Origin of the sequence: Cupriavidus necator A5-1 (genome assembly GCF_000744095.1) — a bacterium.
Taxonomy (GTDB): Bacteria; Pseudomonadota; Gammaproteobacteria; order Burkholderiales; family Burkholderiaceae; genus Cupriavidus; species Cupriavidus necator_A.
The window spans coordinates 4,287,959-4,307,535 of sequence record NZ_JQLI01000001.1 but is presented as its reverse complement, the minus strand read 5'-3'; the positions used below and the strand labels follow the sequence as shown (position 1 = coordinate 4,307,535).

The 19,577-nt window shown below is 67.2% G+C and carries 13 protein-coding genes; 4 read left to right on the top strand and 9 right to left on the bottom strand.

Translation table 11 applies throughout. The annotated features are described in order from the left end of the window. Positions 1–324 precede the first annotated feature (324 nt). Positions 325–1,506, bottom strand: a complete 1,182-nt coding sequence (locus K307_RS19165; protein ID WP_042880469.1) for a hypothetical protein — start codon at positions 1,504–1,506, stop codon at positions 325–327. A 45-nt stretch (positions 1,507–1,551) separates the two neighbouring features. Continuing rightward, complete coding sequence (locus K307_RS19160) at positions 1,552–2,799, bottom strand: oligosaccharide flippase family protein (RefSeq protein WP_230625761.1); 1,248 nt, start codon at positions 2,797–2,799, stop codon at positions 1,552–1,554. Positions 2,800–3,439: 640 nt separating this feature from the next. Between K307_RS19160 and K307_RS19155 the strand changes: the two genes are divergently transcribed. The 4 genes from K307_RS19155 to K307_RS19140 all read left to right on the top strand — a co-directional run bounded on the left by K307_RS19155 (position 3,440) and on the right by K307_RS19140 (position 9,188). After that, positions 3,440–4,606: a polysaccharide biosynthesis/export family protein gene (locus K307_RS19155; RefSeq protein WP_042882309.1), complete on the top strand. Its 1,167-nt coding sequence runs from the start codon at positions 3,440–3,442 to the stop codon at positions 4,604–4,606. Between the two features lie 15 nt (positions 4,607–4,621). Beyond that, the gene (locus K307_RS19150; RefSeq protein WP_042880465.1) at positions 4,622–5,095 is read left to right on the top strand and encodes a low molecular weight protein-tyrosine-phosphatase; all 474 of its coding nucleotides are present in this window, start codon (positions 4,622–4,624) and stop codon (positions 5,093–5,095) included. Next, positions 5,092–7,332: a polysaccharide biosynthesis tyrosine autokinase gene (locus tag K307_RS19145; protein ID WP_042880463.1), complete on the top strand. Its 2,241-nt coding sequence runs from the start codon at positions 5,092–5,094 to the stop codon at positions 7,330–7,332. Before K307_RS19150 ends, K307_RS19145 begins: the two co-directional genes overlap by 4 nt. A 497-nt stretch (positions 7,333–7,829) precedes the next feature. Continuing rightward, positions 7,830–9,188, top strand: coding sequence for a glycosyl hydrolase family 28-related protein (locus K307_RS19140; RefSeq protein WP_230625759.1), 1,359 nt, complete (start codon positions 7,830–7,832; stop codon positions 9,186–9,188). Positions 9,189–9,456: 268 nt separating this feature from the next. Here the strand turns inward: K307_RS19140 and K307_RS19135 are convergent, their stop codons facing one another. The 7 genes from K307_RS19135 to K307_RS19105 form a co-directional block, all read right to left on the bottom strand. Next, positions 9,457–11,895 carry a polysaccharide biosynthesis tyrosine autokinase gene (locus tag K307_RS19135; protein WP_042880460.1) on the bottom strand — a complete coding sequence of 813 codons (2,439 nt, stop codon included), beginning with the start codon at positions 11,893–11,895 and terminating at the stop codon, positions 9,457–9,459. Positions 11,896–12,003: 108 nt separating this feature from the next. Then, on the bottom strand, positions 12,004–12,726 hold the full coding sequence (locus tag K307_RS19130) for a Crp/Fnr family transcriptional regulator (RefSeq protein ID WP_042880458.1): 723 nt from the start codon (positions 12,724–12,726) through the stop codon (positions 12,004–12,006). Positions 12,727–13,083: 357 nt separating this feature from the next. Further along, positions 13,084–15,363: a hypothetical protein gene (locus tag K307_RS19125; RefSeq protein ID WP_042880456.1), complete on the bottom strand. Its 2,280-nt coding sequence runs from the start codon at positions 15,361–15,363 to the stop codon at positions 13,084–13,086. Continuing rightward, positions 15,360–16,343: a DUF1839 family protein gene (locus K307_RS19120; RefSeq protein WP_042880455.1), complete on the bottom strand. Its 984-nt coding sequence runs from the start codon at positions 16,341–16,343 to the stop codon at positions 15,360–15,362. The genes K307_RS19125 and K307_RS19120 overlap by 4 nt, the downstream gene beginning before the upstream one ends. A gap of 761 nt (positions 16,344–17,104) precedes the next feature. Beyond that, positions 17,105–17,383 (bottom strand): hypothetical protein, encoded by a 279-nt coding sequence (locus K307_RS19115; RefSeq protein ID WP_042880454.1) that lies wholly within the window; start codon positions 17,381–17,383, stop codon positions 17,105–17,107. A gap of 267 nt (positions 17,384–17,650) precedes the next feature. Further along, positions 17,651–18,130 (bottom strand): response regulator transcription factor, encoded by a 480-nt coding sequence (locus K307_RS19110; protein ID WP_042880452.1) that lies wholly within the window; start codon positions 18,128–18,130, stop codon positions 17,651–17,653. A 399-nt stretch (positions 18,131–18,529) separates the two neighbouring features. Then, positions 18,530–19,348 carry a helix-turn-helix transcriptional regulator gene (locus K307_RS19105; RefSeq protein WP_042880450.1) on the bottom strand — a complete coding sequence of 273 codons (819 nt, stop codon included), beginning with the start codon at positions 19,346–19,348 and terminating at the stop codon, positions 18,530–18,532. Positions 19,349–19,577 lie beyond the last annotated feature (229 nt).

Sequence of the window (19,577 nt, the reverse complement as noted above, 5' to 3'; positions counted from 1 at the left end):
GGTACGCAGGCCCAGGCAGATCAGCAGACAGTCCAACATCGGCACGAACATCCGTTCGCCACGTGCGGCCAGGCCTGGAGCGATACTCGCGGGCCAGGCGGTACGCAGGCGGCTACGCGCAGAAGCGGGAACGCTCCACGGGCACGGAACCAGGCGTGGGAAAACGGGTCCCGCCAATCGGCGAGAATTGCGGCGCAGGGCCGTGGACGGCGGCGCTGGTCAGGGAGGGCCCGCTGGTGTCGCCGCCGGCGGACCTGGCGGCTGGTATTCAGCGGCTGGTATTCAGCGGCTGGTATTCAGCGGCTGGTATTCAGCGGCTGGTATTCAGCAGCTGGAACTCCGCGGCCGGTACTCTGCCGCCGGAGCGCGGCGCCTGACCTGCCTCTCCCTGATGCTGCAGATCAGCAGGCAGACCAGCATCGGCACGAACATCCACTTCTGCCGCACGGAGATGCCCAGGTTCGCCGTCATCGGCGCCAGGATCAGCCAGGTGCCGAGACAGTAGATCCAGAGAAACGCCGCGCTCTTCAGCACCACGCGGCTGCCCCGCCGGTGGATCATGCCCCAGACACCACGCACGGCGAGCAGCAACAGCAGCACGTTGTCCAGCGACGCCGCCAAGCCGAAGATGCCGTTCGCCTCGTGCGGCAAAGGCCGGAAGACATAAGTGAAGAGCTGCATCGGCAGCGACATGCTGGCGATGTCGATTCCGCCCCCGCCCTGCTGGTTGTAGCCCTGGCGCGTTTCGACGTAGGCCTCGATGGTGGCAGCGTCCTGCGCCTCGCCCAAGCCTGCGTACTGCATGGTGAACGGCACGATGGCCGCGGTTGCGGCCATTGCCACGCTGACCAGCGCGACCCGCCACTTCCAGGGCATCTTTGCCGAGATCACCATCGCGGCCGCGAGCGACAGGATCATCACCGCCGCGATGTGCGGCCGCACCAGGAACATGCAGGTGATGGCGATGATCATGAGCCAGCTGCGGCGCGGCATGGACAAGCTTGCCCACAGCGCAAGGCTGGTCGCCATGAAGGCAACCGAATCCTTGCCGATGGCGGCGCTCCAGAAGCTGATCGAGGGCAACAACACCATCACCATGGCCAGGCCCCGCAGAAACCGGCTCCTGCCGCGGGTCACCGTCCGCAGCACCGCGTCGAATGCCAGCAGGCCGATCGTCCCGAAGATGTTGAAGACAAAAAACACGCCCAGGTATGAGAAGCCGAGGTAGCTCGAGAAGATATGCGTGAAGTAGCTCACGGCGCGCGTGCCGATGGAGAACTCCGGTGACGGCAACAGCGAAGCCTCGAAGTAGTCCGCTGCGTCTCCCCCGGTCTCCATCACCAGCTTCGCGTAGAAGATGCAGAAGATAGTGTGCCAGGCATAGAGCAAGAGCCCCCATTTCGGCCGGGTGCCGAACTTGCGGCCCATGCTCACCGTCACTTGCGCGCCGATCAGCAGCACGAGTGTCGCGCTGAGTACATGCCACGCGGAAGATGCGTATTCCATGGTCAAAGCCCTAAGCAAGAGTTGGCCACTGCAGGCGCGCCGCGGTCACGCCGCCTGCTCCACCGCGTCCGGCTCGCGGGACCGGAGGAAGAACCCGATGCCGGCAATCACGGCCACCGCATTGCCAGCGATATAGCCATAAACCGCGCCCCGGGCACCGTAGTTCGGAATCGCGATGAGGTCCACCACGACCATGGTGAGAAGCACCAGGAGCCATTTCTCCACCAGCCAGTTCGGCTTGCGCAGATAGATCACCAGCAGCGACAGTGCCGCATCGGCGAACACCAGCCCGGATGCCATCGCGGAAAGCCGCAGCAGGCTTGCCGCAGCGTCATAGTGATCGCCGTAAATCAGGGCGATGATCCACGGCGCGCAGTAGGCCAGCAGCGCGCCTCCCAACACCCCCATCGCGACCATGCCGGCGGCAACGTACATCACGTTGCGCCGTACCAGTGCCAGGCTCGGTTGCGCGTAGATCATCAGCGGTGCCAGCGAGCTCGCGACGATCGCGCTGAGCATCATGAAGTTGTCCAGAACCTGCATGCAGGCTGCATAGCCGCCCAGCTCGAAGAGGGAAATGTGCGGCTTGAGCAGCAGTTGATCGATGCGCTTCGCGCAGAGCATGAGCATCATGCTCATCCAGAACACCGTGCCATCACGCAGCAGTGTCCGGGCGAGCGACCAGTCAAACTGCACCGCAACGCGGGGGCTGCGCTTGCGGTAGTAGCGGGCAAGCAGCACGGCAAACAGCAGGGACTCCACGGCGACCACCCAGGCATAGTCCGGGGCGGAGTCCGTGCCTGCCAGGTAAAGCGCCCCAACCGCAACCATCCGGAAGGCAAGGCCGACCATGCTGAAAATCACGCCTGGGCGGCTGTCAGTACGCGCCTGCAGCCATGAGCGGACCGCGCCGAACGGTTCGCGGAACAGCATGGGGATGCCCACGATGATGACGATCACGACAATGACCTGGTCGTCTTCCGTCATCGCCACGACCATCACGAGCAGCACATAGCCCAGCACCGCGGCAAGCTCGCGCAAGCCGAACACATGGGCCAGCAGCCTGTGCTGCGCGGCCGGCGCCTGGTCGGCGACAAGGCGCGGGATGACCACTTCGTTGCCGCAGATAAGTGCGAACGCTGATGCAATCAGCACCAGTGACTGTGCGTACTGGAACTCCGCGAAGCCTTCGGGGCCGACAGCGCGTGCGATCAGGGCCACGCTCACGATGCCGAACACCACCTGAAGGCCTCGCTCCAGGACCAGCCAGAGCACATTGCGGGCGATCTGCATACGCATGCCAGGTTTCTCCGAAAAGAAGATCGGTAAAGTCGTCGCCGGCATGGCCTGGGTGTAACGTCCGGCCTGCCGGTCCTGCCGGTCTTCGTTGGAACCCCTTATATAAGTAATCAATCAGGCGTCGTTGCGCGGCCCTGCAGTACAAATCTCGTTGTCCTTGGCCACCTGCCTTGCAGGAGGCGCCTTGATAGCGCCCCTGGTTCTGAAAGCCCAGCCCCCCGGTTGCGCATTGCGCCATCGCCCGATTGCCTGCCCCGATTCTAAGCATTCTGGCAGCGCCACCGCCGCGCTCACTGTTGTCCCCCGCACACTGCCGGGCATCCTGCCATTTCGGTCTCCCGAGCCATTGCCTATGCTCGACTCGCTGACCAGACATGTTGCCGTGCCGGCGGTGTGTTTCCGCAGATTACAGCCTTGCCCTGGCAGCGGCATCGTCCAGATGGCCCATCTCCTTCTGATGGAGGAGATGGGCCGCGGTCCGCGCCGTACTGCCTCGCTCCGGCAGTGTTGGAGCATCTCCGCTCGAAAGCAATGTGTGTCAGCGCACCGAGCTTTTCAGCCGGCGTTCCTACGATCAGTGCATCGTGGGTGCAGTATCGGCTTGGGTGCCTGCCCGCTTCGCGAGGAGATCGCCGTGAGATCAATCTGCAGTTGTAACATCCAGCGTCCCAACCAGGCCAAGCGCCGCGGCCCTGCGGCCTTGGTACTGTCTCTCTTGAGCGCCGCGCTGCTGTCGGCATGCGCCGCCTCTCCCGGCATGGTTTTCGACAGCAAGTCACCGGTCAAGGCGGTCGGGCCCGACGCGATGCCCAGCGTGACGCCGATCACGCTCGATCTCGTGCGCGCGCTGCGCAACAAGAGCAAGCCCGCTAACGAGCGCGTCGAAGAGCTGTTTGCCAAGGCCGAGCCGTACCGGATCGGCCCGGGCGACATTATTTCCGTGGTGGTCTGGGACCACCCGGAACTCGTCTTCCCGACCCAGACCTACAGCCCCGCCGCCAGCCTCGAAATCCCGCAGTCAAGTGGCGGCTCCAACCTGCCCGGCTACGTGGTGAGCCCGCAGGGAGACATCCAGTTTCCCTATGCCGGCGTCATGAAGGTTGCCGGCAGGACCGCCAACCAGGTACGCAACGAGATGGCCCGCATCCTCTCCCGGGTGGTGCGTGACCCGCAGATGACCGTGCGCGTGCTGGGCTTCCGCAGCCAGCGCGTCTACGTCGACGGCGAAGTGCGCACGCCCGGCATGCTCGCCATCGACGATGCGCCGATGACGCTGGTTGAAGCGCTCAACCGTGCCGGCGGCGTGCTGAACCTGACCGGCGACAACAGCCGCATACGGGTGACTCGCGGCGAACGCAGCTGGTACGTCAATATCCCGGCCCTGCTGGCCAAGGGCGTCGATCCGGCGCGCATCATGCTGCGCTCCGGCGACATCGTGCGCGTGGAGCAGCGCGAGGACAACAAGATATTCGTGACTGGCGAAGTGGCAAAGCCGTCGTCGCTGCTGATGCGCAACGGCCGCATGACACTGAACGAGGCGCTGGGTGACGCTGGCGGCGTCAACCCGGGCACGGCCAACGCGGAGCAGATCTTCGTCATCCGCAAGGAGCCGAACGGCGAACCCAAGGTGTTCCATCTGGATGGCACTTCGCCGGCCGCGCTGGCCATTGCCGAAGGCTTTGAGCTGGAGCCGAAGGACGTGGTCTATGTCGACGCCCGCGACCTGGTTCGCTGGAGTCGCGTGATGAACCTGCTGCTGCCGTCCACGTCGCTGATCGGCACGGCGACAGGGATCAAATAAGTGAGTGATACCGGTATGCCCAGAACCATCCTCGTCGTCTGCCTCGGCAATGTTTGCCGCAGCCCGATGGCGGCCGTGCTGCTCAACCGCGCCCTGCCCGATTGCCGGGTGACATCGGCCGGGCTCGCGCCACCGGTCGGCGCCGCGGCCGATCCGCGCGTGGTGCGCTTGCTGGCCCACGAGGGCTGCAACCTGGCCGGACACCGCGCCCGCGCCGTGGACAATGCCCTGGTGGAATCCGCCGACCTGGTATTGGTCATGGAAAGCCTCCAGCGCGAAACGCTGGAGCAGCGCTTCCCACAGTCGCGCGGCAAGACGTTCAGGCTTTGCGAAGGCATGGATCTCGACGTACCCGACCCGTACGGCTGCTCGCAGCAGATGTTCAGCATCGTCCTGGAATTGATCAAGCAGGGAATCTCGTCGTGGTCGTTGCAACTGGAACAGGAGTACGCGGTTGCCGCGACAGACAGCTACAGGGAGGCGACATGAGAACGATAAGCAAGCGAGATGACGCGATCGAGGAAGCCGTCGAGCGCGAAAAGTCCGTCGACCTGACCTCGTATCTGGACATTCTGGTCCGCTACCGCTGGACGTTCCTGAGCACCGCCGTCGTCATTGTCGCGCTGGGCTTGCTCTACGCGGTGGTCGCCTCGCCGGTCTACCGCACCGACATCGTGGTCCAGGTGGAAGAGAGCAATAGCCCGCTCGGCGGCAGTGCAAGCAAGCTGTCCACGTCGATATCGCCGGGGCTGGACATCAAGCCGGCGGCTTCGGCGGAAATAGAGCTGCTGCGCTCGCGGATGGTGGTCGGCAAGGCCATCGCAACCCTGCATCTCGATATCGAGGCACAGCCGCGCTACTTTCCGCTGATCGGATCGAGCATCGCGCACTTCAACCGGGAATTGTCCAAGCCGGGCCTGTTCGGATGGGGTGGCTACGCCTGGGGGCGCGAATCGATTGCCGTGCAGGAGCTGGACGTGCCGGCGTCGATGGAAGACCGCAGGATCGTGCTGACGGCAACCGGCAACGGAGGCTACTCGGTGGCGTTCAATGGCGACGACGTCAAGGGCAACGGCAAGGTCGGCGAGCCCCTCTCTATCGCCACGCCGGCTGGTCCCGTGCGCCTGCTGGTCAAAGAACTCGACGCGCGCGGCGGCGCCAGGTTCGACCTGCGCCGGGTGCCGCGCAGCACGGCAATTGCGAGCTTGCAGAGCAGGCTGGTGATCAGCGAGCGCGGCAGGCAAAGCGGCGTGATCGGCATCTCGCTGGAAGGCAACGACCCGCCGATGGTGGCTGCCACGCTCAACGAAATCGGCAACGCCTATGTCGAGCAGAACGTGCTGCGCAAGGCCGCCGAAGCGGAGAAGTCGCTGGCCTTCCTGGAGCAACAGCTGCCGCAGCTCAAGCAGCAGGTCGAAACCTCGGAGAACCGTTACAACGCCATGCGCAACCAGCGCGGCACCGTCGACCTGCCCGAGGAATCCAAGCTGATGCTGAACCAGTCGGTGCAGCTCCAGACCAAGCTGCAGGAGCTTCGCCAGAAGCGGCAGGAGCTGGACGCACGCTTCACGCCCAACCATCCGATCATCTCGCTGATCGACGGCCAGATCGCCAGCGTCAACGCCCAGATCAATAGCCTGGCGGGCCGCATCCAGAAGCTGCCTGACGTCGAGCAGAACGTACTGCGCCTGATGCGCGACGTGAAGGTCAGCACCGAGATGCTGCAGTCGCTGCTGAACGACACGCAGCAACTCAAGCTGATGAAGGCCAGCAAGGTAGGCACCTCGCGCCTGGTCGACGCGGCGGAAGTACCGATCAGCCCGGTCCGCCCGAACCGCGAGGTGATTGCCACGCTGGCGGTCGTGCTCGGTCTGTTCGCCGGCCTGGCGGCGGTCATCTTGCGCCATGCCTTCAACGGCGGCGTGGCGGACGCCGATGAGATCGAGCGACGCACGGGCATGGTGGTCTACACCACGATCCCCTTCACCCCGCAGGAGGCACAAACGCAGGAGGCGGCCAACGGGGGCGGGCTGCTGGTACGCCAGCAGCCGGACGATCCCGCCGTGGAAACGCTGCGCAGCTTCCGCACCGCCCTGCAATTCGCACTGGCCGGCAACAAGAACCGGACCGTGGTCATCACAGGGCCTGCGCCCGGCGTCGGCAAGTCCTTTATCTGCGCGAACTTCTCGGCGATCGCCGCCAGCGGCAAGCGTGTGGTGCTGATCGACGCCGACCTGCGGCGCGGATCACTGCATCGCCGCTTTGACGCCCGGCGCACGCCTGGGCTCACCGAACTGCTGCTGGGGGCGCCGTTCGAGCAGGTCGTGCAAAGGGAAGTTGCGCCCGGCCTGGACTTCATTTCGACCGGCAGCGAGCCGCCGCATGCGGCGGACGTCCTGCTCAGCCCGGCGATGGAGAGCCTGATCAACACGCTCACGATGCGCTACGACCTGGTCATGATCGACACCCCGCCCATCCTGGCAGCAACCGACGCCGGCATCCTGGCCAGCAAGGCAGCCGCTGTCTTCCTCGTGGCGCTCGCCGATAAGACCACCGTGAGCGAGCTGCAGGCATCCCAGCGGGTGCTCCAGCAGAGCGGGGCAGACGTCAAGGGCGTACTGCTCAATGGCCTGCGCATCGAGGGCCGCTGGTACCGGGCGCATTACTACTTCGGCAAGTACCGTTACCTCGGCGAATACGGCGCGAAGCCCGCCAAGCGCGCCTGAGGGACGACAACATCGACCGCGCCCGAAGGATAAGCAGAACTGTCGCCGGTCTCCCGATCATTGCTGGCATGGCTGCCCTCCGTCCGCTGCCGGACCGGAGGGCTTGCCATTCGAACTCGCGGCAGCCAGCGACAACGGCAGCCGGGTCAGGGAGACCGCGTGCGTAGCCTGATCCGCAACAGCGATGCTGGCTTCGGGCCGAAGCTTTTCCAACCATAGCCAGCATCATTCAGGGGGACGCTATGTCTGCTTCGAAGACGCGAACGAAGCCGAAACTGTTCCGGACTTCCGTCGCTGCAGCCGTCTGTTGTGCATTTCTGCCTCTTTCGAGCTATCCGCAGACAGGATTCCAGGCTGCCGCCAGGAGCCTGAATGAAGCCGGTCCCGGCCCGGCAGACTCCGCCCCTCGCCCGACAGCGAGCACCAGGAGCGCCCCCGGCGCTTCGGATCCTTGCCCGCTCCTGAGCGCCGAGAAACGGGCTTATCCCGGCGCCATCGTGAAGGCCATCACTGCCTACGGGGCCAGGGGTGATGGCGTTACGGATGACTATGATGCCTTCCAGAGGATGGCGGCAGAGATTTCCAATTACAGGTATATCAAGCGCAAGATCGTATATTTCCCCAGAGGCACTTACCACATCAATCGCTACGCCAGCGCCGGCGGGCCCGGGGCGAACGGGAACCAGAATATCCGGCTCGCGAAAGCCAGCAACTTCAGCCTGATCGGCTGCACCGGCTCCGTTGTTTCCTTTAAAGGGGACTTCACCATCACCAACGATAAGAGCAGTGGTCAATCCTGGTATTCCTACAGGCACCAGCTCGGGTTCGAGCTCAGGCATTCCACCAACTTCAGGATCTCGGGCCTGGAGCTCTACGGCAACGTCGACAAGATGTCGCGGCCGCCTTCGCCGGATGGCAAGCCGCTGAGTGAAACGTCTTCACACGGCATCCAGACGCACGCGAGTTCCAACTATGAACTCAGCCACCTGAAGATCCATCACTTTGCCTGCGATGGCCTGTTCATCGGCGGGGAGTTCAACGCCGATCGCAATGGCACCATCCACGATGTCGATTCATACAACAATGCCCGTCAGGGAATGAGCATCATGCAGGCAAGGACCTTCCGGATCACCAGGTCCTCCTTCCGTAACACGGGTATAACCGGCGGGTCCTACCCCACCCACGCTCCCGCCGCGGGGGTGGATATCGAGCCCGACGGAACGCCGGCCGAGGGCGTTACAGCGAGAACAGGCGATATCGTCTTCGACGCCTGCCGTTTCGTGAACAACAAGGGCTCACAGTTCGTCGGTGGCGACAATGGCAGGAACACCGAGAACGTCACCATCAGAAATTCGGAAATCGTGGGCCGCGCCGGGAACAAGCATCCATACGTGATCATCCTCTCAGCGCCCGGATCGGTCATTGAAAACAACGTGATCGATACGATCGATGGCGGTGTTTACCCCGCGTTTTCAGAGGGAGTCGGCGACATGAAGACAGTGAACACGATCGTCAGGGGCAACACCATCAAGAGCAGTGGCGTCGGACTTCAGGCGCTCGATGCGGGGGCAAGAGTCGTTATCGAGAACAACGTGCTCATCAGCACGCACGGGCCGGACTACCGTGACGATTTTCCCAATATCAGAGCCGGGGTTGCCAGCTTCTCCGGCAACAAGATCTCCTATCCACAGCAAAACTTCGGCACCAAATCGATCGTCGGCATCATCAAGGCATCCACGTTCAAGAACAACTCGATTACGACAGACCTTACCGGTGGCAACTACACGATCAAGGTAGGCGTAGGCGCCGATGCTGCGAACAACGACGTTGGCGCACACATACTGTTCGCGCAATAGCGACCAGCGCGGCCCCTTTTCGTTCCCTTTCCGGGCCCCTTTCCGAACTGCAAGCCTGCTTAGGGTACGGTTCAAAGCGGACTGCTTCGCACGCAGCAAGATGCTCACACAGGTCAGACCGCAGTCGCGTTTGACCAATCCTTCGCGAATGCCGTCGCGACGTCCGATGCCTGTATGGGGGAATGACGCAGGAGAAGGGGCGCGACCCATTCCTGCGGCGATACCGACGGACGGCACGCAGAAATGGGTACGCGACGCGTAGCGAGATTCAGGATTGGCGGGGCGCTTCTGCCTTTTCCAGCGCCAGGTGCTTGTCCTGCGGCCGCGGCAACGGCATCCCCAGGTAAGGATTGATCGTATTGAAATCCGTCCGGTTGCTGCGCCGTGGCATGACCCCATTGAGAATGCCGCCCGCGAGCCGCGCATTGGCATGCGCCAGCCGCTTGAGCGTCTCATCAACCTGCGCCGTAGCCGTGACATCCGCCCGCACCACCACCAGCGTGGATCCCGCCAGGTTGGCCACCAGCGTGGCATCGGCCACCGCCATCACCGGCGGCGTATCGACCAGCACCAGGTCAAACCGCCCCGCGCACAACCGCAGCGTTTCCGCCAGCGTCGGCAGCATCAGCAGTTCGGACGGATTGGCAGGCACCACGCCGCGATTCAGCAGGAACAGCCCGTTGACCACGCTGGGCTTGACCGCGTCGGCGATCGCCGTGCGCCCCGCCAGCACCTCTGCCAGTCCCGGTTCGACAGGCTGGTCGAACCAGTCGGCCACGCGCCCGCGCCGCAGGTCGGCGTCGACCAGCAGCACGCGCTGGCCGGCTTCGGCAAACAGCACCGCCAGGTTGACCGCGGCAAAGGTCTTGCCGGCTCCGGCAGCAGGACTGGTGACCGCCACCACGCAGTTGGGCGCATCGCGCAGCGTGAAATGCAGTGCCGCGCGCAACGTGCGCAGCCCCTCCACCGCCAGCGAATGCGGCGCGCGGCGCGCCAACAGGTAATGGTCGTGCAGGCCGTGGCGCAGCAACCGTTCGGCGCGCGCGCGCTCGCTTTCCGGCTCCGCGGCGGTGGCCGCGTCGATCACGCTGGTGGTGGGCTCGGGCCAGCCCAGTCGCGCGTTCGGCGGCAAGGCGAAGCCCGCGGCGATGCCCAGGCGGCGCTTGCCCTCGATCTGGCGTTCCAGGTCGGTCTGCTCGTTGCTGAAGGCGATATCGCCCAGCATGGCCATGCCCAGGCGCTCCTCCGCGTCGGCGGCGCTGGCCACCGAGGGGCGCAGGCGCTGGCGCAGGTTGATGCCGGCCACGCCCAGGCACAGGCCGAGCAACGCGCCCGCGGTCGCGAACGGCCAGGTGCCAATCCCGCTAGGGGCGACCGGTGCAATCGCGGCATCGACCACGCGCAACTGGCTGGAGCTGTCCGAGAGCATCAGCGAGAGCTGCTCGACCTTGTTGCGCAGGGCCATGTACATGTCCTCGGCCACCTTGACGTCGCGCGTGAGCGCCACCGATTCGCGCTCGGAAGCCGACAGGCTCTGCATGCGCGCATCGATCTCGGCACGTTCGCGGATCATCTGCTGGATCTGGCTGTCGATGGTGCGCACCTCGTTGGCCTCGGGCATGAAGCGCTGCAGCAGGCGCGTGCGCTCGATGCGCAGCGCGGCGATCTGGCGCTGGTACTCCATGCTGTTGTTCAGGAAGGACTGCGCGTCGCGGCTGGGCTGCAGCGAGCCGGTGCGGGCGCGGTAGCGCGCGAGCGCTTCCTCGGCGCGGGTGAGTTCGGTCTGCACGCGCGGCAGTTCGCTCGACAGGAACGCCAGCGTGCCGGCCGCGTCCTCGCGCCGCTTGGTGGTCTGGCCGTCGATATAGGCGCGCGTGACGCCGTTGACGAGGTGGGCGGCGAGCTGCCGGTCGGGATACGTCCAGCTTACGCGCACGGTGCCGCTGGGCAGTCCGGTTGCCGCGGCAGCGCCGCCGAGGCTGGCCGGGATCTCTGCAGCTTCGCTCTCCACCGTGAGCCCGCGGCGCACGGCTTCGGCGGTTTGCGCCAGGTCATGCCGCGTGAGCGTGAAGCGCGTGCCGGGGCCGGCCTCGATCTTGTCCACGCGCAGCGTAATGCCATTGCCGCTGGCGGTCTCACCTACGCTGCCTTCGAGCAGCAGCGCGTCCTGCTGGAAGACGCGATAGCGGCCCTCACGGCGCACTTCGAACGTGAGCGGCTGGTCCACCAGCGGCTCGGGCACGGTCATGCTCTCGATGACAAGGCGCTCGCCGCCCCAGGCGTAGCCCAGGCTCGCGGGCCAGGTGCCGCCCAGATGCCCGGGCGTGGAAAAACGGTCGAGCAGCGCGCCCACCAGCGGCGGGCGCAGCGGCTGCGCGGTGATGTCCAGCCGCAGCCGCTCCACCACCGGCCCGACCACGGCGCGGCTCTTGAGCAGGCCCGCATCGAAGCCGGCGGCGCCCTGTGTCTGCGCGACGCTGCGCGCGCCGCCGTCACGGCTCTCCACCTGCACCAGCGCTTGCGCGCGGTACTGCGGCGGCGCCGACAGCGCCACCAGCGCGCCCACGGCCGCGCCGGCCACGCCCACGGCAGCGATCCAGCCCATGTGGTCCATCAGTACGCGCGCCTGGCGCGTCCCGGCCTGCTGGGCTTCGCGGCGGGGGGCGGCACCTTCGGCCGGTGCACCGGCATATGACAGTCTGCTCACGGGTACTGCTCCTCAAATGGGATCAGCGCGGCGTTTATCGCGCCGCGCGTCATCAGCCGTGCCTTGCCGGCCCTCGCCGGCCGGGCCGGCTGGTCCGGCAGGTGCCGCTCAGGCGGTGGCCAGTGCCGGCAGCAGGCGGTCATATTCGCGCTTGACCAGCTTGTAGCACTCGCATGAGTGCTTCTCCAGCCCGCAACGGTCCAGCACGGTGATATGGCCGCGGCTGTGGTGGATCAGGCCCAGGTCTTCAAGCTTGCCGGCAGCTTCGGTCACGCCTTCGCGGCGCACGCCCAGCATGTTGGCAATGACCTGCTGGGTGATCACCAGCTCGTTGGAGGAGAGCCGGTCGATGGCCAGCAGCAGCCAGCGGCACAGCTGCTTGTTGAGCGAATGGTGGCGGTTGCAGGCCGCGGTCTGCGCGATCTGCGTGAGCATGGCCTGCACGTACAGCAGCGTCACGCGCTGCAGCGTGGGCAGGCGCGGCAGCTCGTTGCGCAGCATGCGCGCCGGGATGCGGTAGGCCAGGCCCGGGCTGCGCACTTCCACGCGGCTGGGCATGGTGTCGCCGCCGGTGACCACCGGGATGCCGACCAGGCCCTCGTTGCCGACTGCGGCGATCTCTACCGTCGCGCCGTCTTCCAGCAGCGACAGCAGCGAGACCACCGCCGTGGTCGGGAAGTAGACGTGGACGATGCGCTGGCCGGAGTCGGTGAGCAACTCGCCGGCGCGCAGTCGGACCAGCTCGAAGTGTTGTGCCAGCGTTTCCCACTCGCCGCGCGGCAATGCGCTGAGCAGGTAATTGACATGCAGATCCGATCGATGCGTAATCATTTTCGTACCCCCTGTCCAAGCCCCGTGTTCGGAAACAACCTACTGCCGGCACGGCGCACCGCCACGGATGGCGCCGGGGCCTCGCTGTCTTGCCGCACAGCGCCGGCATGGGCCGGCATGTCTCCTGTCCGACTACTACCGCCTGCGGCGCCGCCGACCCTGGGTGCGGCGCTGAGTGCAAGCCAGTGACTCTATTTAGCGCCATGGCAAAGCAGTTCGACAGTAGGCGAACGGTTGGGAAGCGCTCATCCATCGGGAGGTTGGCCGGAAGGCGAGCACCGCGCGCGTGCACGCAGTGGCCATGGGCCGGCAACAGCGCGGGCATGGCTGCAGCGGACAAGAGCGGGCGGCGAGCGCTCAGCCGTAGCGCACCGGCGAGGGTTGATTCATGGCCTGAACCTCCCCTATCGGCATGAGCCCGGCGCCGGCGCGGGCCGGGCCATCATGCATAAGGCGGATATGGCGTGTGGCGCCCGGCGCGAGGTCGAACCAGTCATGCGCTGCGCGCCAGGCGCGGTCATCGATATGCACGCGGTGCGCGAAGCAGGTGGCGGAGACTTCCAGCGACCACGCCTGCGGACCGCCGCGCAATACTGCGTGCAGGCCTGCCGCGGGCAGCGTGGGCACGCTGCCGGGCGGCAACCACGTGGCCTCGGCCAGGCGCTCGCCGCTCGCGGCATCGGCAAGTGTGGCGAGCAGGATCGTGCCGGCCGCCGCAGGCAATGCCAGCGCCACCATCGCCACGCGTCGCACGCTGCGCCCCCGCAGCGACAGGCGCAGCGCGCGGCGTGCCGTCACGGCCTGGCCGTTGCCCACGCTGCACAGGTCAAGCACCACGGCGAGGGCCGAGCCGGTTTCATTGCGCAATGCCAGCACGGGCATGCCGGCTGCATCGGTCACGAACACGGCCTGCACCGGTCCGCAATGCTGGCGCACCGCATGCCAGCCAGACTTGGGGCGCCCGCAGGCATCCACCAGCCCGGTGCCGCAGCCCGGCAGCGGATCGCGCAGGCGCGGCAGCAACAGCAGTCGGGCAGCGGACCGGACGGCGGCCGCAGCGGCATCGGCGAGCATGTCGGCGGCGAGTGCGCGCGACAGCATCAGGTAGCGTTGCGGCGCCTCGCGGCGCAGCTGCGGTGGATCGACGCCATAGCGCGCGCGCAGGTAACGGTCGCGCAGGTCTTCCGCATCCCAGGCATGGCCTGCCTGGCGCGGGATGCCGGCCTTCCAGCGCGGGTCGCGCGGCGAGGTCGCCGGACCCGCCTCGGCAAGTGTGCGCGGGCATGGCACCGCGGCGATCGGTGCGAGGGTCGACGCGACGGTTGGCGAGGCAGTCGACGCGGCGGCCGACGCGACCGTCGAAGCAACGTCGGCCAGCGCCGCGGGCGCGCGCCAGACCAGCATGCCGAGCGCGTCGCAGGCGCGGTAGAAGCCCTCGCCCGGACGGCAGGCCGGATCGTCATCGACCACCACCAGGTTCAGGCCCGCATCGCGCGCGTGCGCGAGCCAGCGCCCGGCGGCCTGCATGTCCGCCACCTGCGGCAGGTCCTGCACATCGAGCAGCACGCCACGGCAGAACACCGGCACGCCGTTGACGCGCACGCCCTGCGCGGGCCTTGCGCGTGAGGGAGCGACGTGGTCGCACCAACCCGCGTGCCGCGGCGCGACCTTGGGAAAGGTCACCGCGCGAAAGCCGGCAAGCCCGCACTCGACGGTTTGTCCTGCCACATGGGCGCGTACCCGGTACAGGAACGCTTCACCATGCGTATGCGGCCACCATGGCTGCGGGTTACTCACGCGCACGGTGCCGGCCAGCGCGCCGGGGCCCGCTGGCGTGAGCTGCCCGGACACGGGGCGCGCGCCGCCAATGACTTCAAAGCGTCCCTGCGCGACGACGTCAGCGGACACGCGCACGGTCAGCGTGAGCGAACCGGTATCGCCGTCCAGAGTGGTGGCAATCGATGTGGTGATCGCGATGGTGTTCGATGTCGCCACGGCGGCGATGGCCGTGCCGGCGCACAGGGCATCGCCGGGCGGCGCGAGTGCCAGCAGCTCGACCGGCTGGCGCGGTCCCACCGCATACAGCGGCAACGCGCGCGCGACGTAGCCGATGACCTGTGTCGACGGCATCGATGGCGCCGGCGTGCCGCCGCGCCAGACCAGCGCGGCGCGCCCGGCATGCATCCGCGGACGCGGCGCGCGAAAGCACAGGTCGAGCGTATTGGCGCCGCACAGTTCGATCTCCGCGTCGCAGATGTCCGGGGCGTGGCCCGCACCGATCACCAGCCGGCCGTTGATCCAGGCCTCGGCAGCGCCATCCAGCCCGCGCAGGCGCAACAGGCGCCGGCCGTGGCCCGCAAAGCGCAGGCGGTACCAGTAGTCGTGCCGGTGCAGCGGACTGGGCGCGCCCTCGTCCCAGCGGCCCGCGGCGCGCATCGCCGTGGCCACGCTGCCGGGCACCGGCGCAGGCAGCCAGCCGGCCGTGTCGTCCAGCACGGCGGGGGAGTCGGCGGCGCCCGGCAACGTCTGCAGCCAGCGCCACGGGCCGCACAGCGGCGCCGGCTCGCCCGCTGGCTGAGGCAACGCGGGCGCGGCGCGCGGCACCGGAAAGGGAGCGGCCGCGCCCGGCTGGTTCACCGTGCTTGCTCGCCGAAATGCGCGGCCAGCACCGGCACGCTGGCCAAGTATGAGGCTTCGAGCTGGTCCAGGCAGTCTTCGCAGCGGTCGGGCTTGCGGCTGATCACCGCGCGCATCAGCCGAAACTGCATCACCATCGCTTCCGAGGCCATCGTGTAGCAGGCTTCGGCCGCCTTGTCGGGCACCTCCTGCCCCTGCATCATCAGCCAGCGCAGGTAGCGCGCCAGCAGCTCGAAGTTGGCGCCGAGCTGGCGCAGCACGCCGGATGCGTAATGGTGGAAGCCCGGTTCGCCACGCGCCATCAGCCGCTCTAGCTGTTCGGGAAAGGCCGCGCGGAACAGGGTCAGGGGGTTGTCCAGCGGACGGTTGCACAGGTGCAGGCGCAGCAGCGCCAGCGACGCCTCGAGCACGGTCTCGTCGGGGCGCGCGCGCACGCTGCGGCGGACCATCTCGGCATGCGTGAAGGGCAGCGTCTCGCCGCTGCGCGCCCCGGGGGCAAGGCGAAAGATCGCGGCGTAATCTTCGCCGCTGGCAGTGTGATAGCCGTCGGTATGGTAGTAGCCGACCGCGCCGGCTTCGGGAATCAGCACATCGACGGCGATGCAGGTCGGCGTGCGATGGCGCTGATAGCCCGCGCCGGCCGGCGGCGGCAGCTGGCTGCTGTCGAGCTCCAGCACGACAATATGGCCGCGCGCGGTCTGCGCCGCCACGTGCGACTCGAGCGAGTCGTATAGCGTGAGTGCATGCATGGTCAGGCCATACAGCCGCTCCAGGTCAGCCGCCGGAAAGCGGCACTGCGTGAAGTGGTCGGCCTCGAAATCCTGGCGCACCGCGCAAGGCAGTGCGGCGACCGGTGGCATGTCGAGTCCGTGCAGCAACTCGATCCACAAGTCGACATGGCAGTTGACGTGTGCCCACACCGGGTTGCCGCCGCGCAAACCGGGTCCGCCACGTCCACGCATCTTGGTGTCGCCGTACACTAGTGACCTCCGCGCCTGCCCTGCCGTTCCATTTGCGGGTGCGCACAACAGGCGCCGGGCTGCTGCCCTTGCGCTTGCGATACGGCAGCCCGTGCACTGACTGCTGTCATGCCCGCCACTCCCCCAAACACCGAGCCAGATACTTGCGCCATCGGTCGTGTTGGCGATCTTGGCGCGCACGGTTCAGCGCAGTCTGTTAGACGGCGCACACACTCATGAAAACCCCGCGAGTCAGGCATCGCAGCGTTGCGGGGCAGCCGCGGCGCATGCAGTGGCCATGCAGACGTGCAGCGGGATGCCATGCATCGCCGCGCGAAGTTCAGATGGTTCAGCCGGTTCAGATGCACTCAGCCGCATGCGTGGGACGCATGGTGCTTCTGGTTGATGGAGGCGCGCGTGCCGATTGGATATCGTCAAGGGGACGTGTAGGCCGGCAGTATCGCCCGCACGTCTTCAAAGCCCGCATGGTCCCCCGGTCGGCGGGCTTCTTTTTTGGGGCTTCGCGATCTGTGGGGCGTGGGGTGCGCGAGCGTCGTGCGGGCGTTGCGCCTGCCGCTGTGGTTGCTGCTCCCTTGCCGGTCTTCATCGCGCGGCTGGCCAGGGTGAGCAGCGTCCAGGTACGCACGCGCCGTGGGCTCGCGCAAGCCACCACCAGCGCAAGCGCCGCGGCACGCCTTGCGCGTGTCGCGTTGCGTAGCCCCCTCAGGAGAGCACGCAGGCCGCGTACGCCATGTACGCGGCGTTCGCAATGCTCAGGACAATCAGGGAAGGGCCGCGCCCGGCAAGCGCAGGCGATGCTGCGCAATGATCAGTGCCCGCAGGCTTTCCACGCGCAGCTCGGCTTCACGTTCGCCCGCCTCGCGCGCGGCTTCGGTGGCGGCATCCTCGCAATCGAATCGCCGTCCATGCAGCTCGCCCCGATACAGCAGCGGCTGGTCGCCCACGCCCGCCAGCCGGATCTCGAAGCAGCAGGCCCACTTGCCACGGCCCTCGCGCACGGCGAAGCCATGCACGACCAGGCATTCCATACCGCCTTTCATACGACCCCCTTGCATCCCGGCACGGTGGGCCTCTTACGATGGGGCCGCTTGCGTGCCTGGCGGTTTCCAGCATAGCTCGCGCGCGGCGTGGGCGCCCTCATCCGCTGGCCGTAATCCTGTTGGTGCAGACAACCAGTGCCCGCCTCTGCAAGAGGCTGTCGAACTCAGGGCACGCGCGTGGCGGCGTCATCGTCGAAGCGATGGCAACGACGAACCGGGACGCATGGCAGGCATCCCGGCCATGTCATGGCATTGCGCAACAGGACGCTAGGTGCTGGTCGCGGCGATGCTGCCCGATGGCGAGGCCGGCAGCAGCGACAGCGCCATGCGCGGGAAGCACTGTCCGCCGGCCCATACCAGCGCGGTCGCGGCGCAGACCAGTTCCGCGGGGGCGGGCACGGCCAGGCAGCCGCTCGCGCCCAGCAGCGCGGCATGCAAGATCAGCGAGGCATCGAGGCGGTCTGACAGCACCAGCCAGCGGCGTGGCGCCAAGCGTGCCTGTAGTTGGTCGAGCAGCTTGCGCGGATCGTCCTCCAGCCCGCTGCAATCGATCAGCGCGACGTCGGCGGGGTCGGTGTCTTCGCCCCCGTGCAGCGGGGTCGGACGGGCCGCGGCTGTCAACGGCGCGGACTCGTGCAGCCATTGCGGTGCGCGCCACCGGATCGGCCGCGGCAGGCCGAGCGCTTCCAGGCGCCGCACCAGGGTGCGGCACATCATTTCATTGCTGGCGATGAGGTAGGTCGGCATCGATTCGGCGTGGCATCCGGCTGCCGTTGCGCGCAGGGCGAGCGTGGGCGCCGGATGGTCGAGAGGTCGGATGGTCGGAAGAACGGAGGTTCAGACGGCGGCCAGGTCGATCCGGGCCCCGACGGGGACCCGGCGACATCCGCGGCACCGGGCATGGCCAGGCGCAACGAGTGTCTCCCTGTCAACGTAGCAAGAGGGGACGGGCAGCGCCTCATGCTTTTGGATGAGGCGTGCTCATCAAACGGATGACACCGCGGCGGCCAGACAGGCTGGTGCCCCCCATCCGTGCGCAGCGCTGCGGCGTCGGGGGATGAGGACGGCCGGCCCGAAGGCCGGCGGTGGGGCGCCCCGATGCTTCCCGTGCCGCCGCGCCGCCGCTCCTTCGCCGCATCCGACCCTTCAGGCAGCCTGGCAGGTCCCGGCGGGCCTGGCGGCGGCCGGCGGGCCGGCCCAGTCGAGCGTGGCACCGCGCTGCAGCGCCACGTAGACGGCTTCGCCCTTGTTGCGCACATGCAGCCGCTGGTAGAGCGTGCAGGCGTGCGTCTTGGCCGTGGCTATCGAGATATTGAGCATCCGGCTGACGGTCTTGATCGGATAGCCGCGCGCCAGCAGTGCCAGCACTTCGTACTGGCGCTCGGTGATATTGAGCAGGTGCGCGCCTGCCGAAGGCGTCTCGCTCGCGTGCAGCGCCGGCGCGGGGGGTGCCGCTGGCCTGCCCTCGCCGCGGACAGCATGCAGCGGGATCACCACCGGCGCCTGGGCCGTGGCATCAGCCATCAGCGTCGGGGGTGCGCCATCGCCGCTGGCACGGCCGGGGGCGGTCTCGCACTGCAGGTGGGACGGAAAGCACTCGCCGCCGGCCAGCACCAGCCGTACCGCGGCATCGAGCGCCTCGGCACTGGCGCTCTTGTGCACGCAGCCGCGTACCGCCTCGGGCAGCGCCGGGCCGGACAGCGCCGCGTTGGGCTGGTCGGTCAGCAGTAGCACGCGCCGCGGCCGCAGCTGCTGGCACAACGAATCGAGCTCCGCCCAGCCGGCGGCCGTGTCGGCTGGCAGTCCGTAGACGAGCAGATCCGCTTCGAGTAGCCACAGGTCGGGTTCGATCGGCGCGAGCGGATCGACATCGATGAGGTCGCCTGGCAGGTGTGCTTGCGCGAGGAGGTGACGAAGCCCCAGGCGCAGTAAGGGATGGTGTTCGATCAAGAGGATGCTGGCCATGGCCGCTCTCCTTCTTATTAATTTGCGGCAAGCACAGGCTCTGCGAAGACCTGCGCTTGCTGTTGGAACGGCTGCCGCTATCCTGCGATTGGCCTTTCCATACGATCCCGCCTGGCTCCTGGCCGGTCGCAGCTTCCCGTCGGTTGCCGCTGCAGCCCCTTCCCATGGAGGTGCCGGATCGCCCCGTTTGCGCCCGTTCGGACGTCCCCGCCTGGGCGACGATTCACCC

Excerpts from the sequence above, each read along its gene's own strand:
- K307_RS19105 (WP_042880450.1), bottom strand. The coding sequence starts at position 19,348 with ATGGCCAGCATCCTCTTGATCGAACACCATCCCTTACTGCGCCTGGGG.
- K307_RS19150 (WP_042880465.1), top strand. The coding sequence starts at position 4,622 with ATGCCCAGAACCATCCTCGTCGTCTGCCTCGGCAATGTTTGCCGCAGC.
- K307_RS19115 (WP_042880454.1), bottom strand. The coding sequence starts at position 17,383 with ATGAAAGGCGGTATGGAATGCCTGGTCGTGCATGGCTTCGCCGTGCGC.
- K307_RS19130 (WP_042880458.1), bottom strand. The coding sequence starts at position 12,726 with ATGATTACGCATCGATCGGATCTGCATGTCAATTACCTGCTCAGCGCA.
- K307_RS19145 (WP_042880463.1), top strand. The coding sequence starts at position 5,092 with ATGAGAACGATAAGCAAGCGAGATGACGCGATCGAGGAAGCCGTCGAG.
- K307_RS19160 (WP_230625761.1), bottom strand. The coding sequence starts at position 2,799 with ATGCAGATCGCCCGCAATGTGCTCTGGCTGGTCCTGGAGCGAGGCCTT.
- K307_RS19165 (WP_042880469.1), bottom strand. The coding sequence starts at position 1,506 with ATGGAATACGCATCTTCCGCGTGGCATGTACTCAGCGCGACACTCGTG.
- K307_RS19110 (WP_042880452.1), bottom strand. The coding sequence starts at position 18,130 with ATGCCGACCTACCTCATCGCCAGCAATGAAATGATGTGCCGCACCCTG.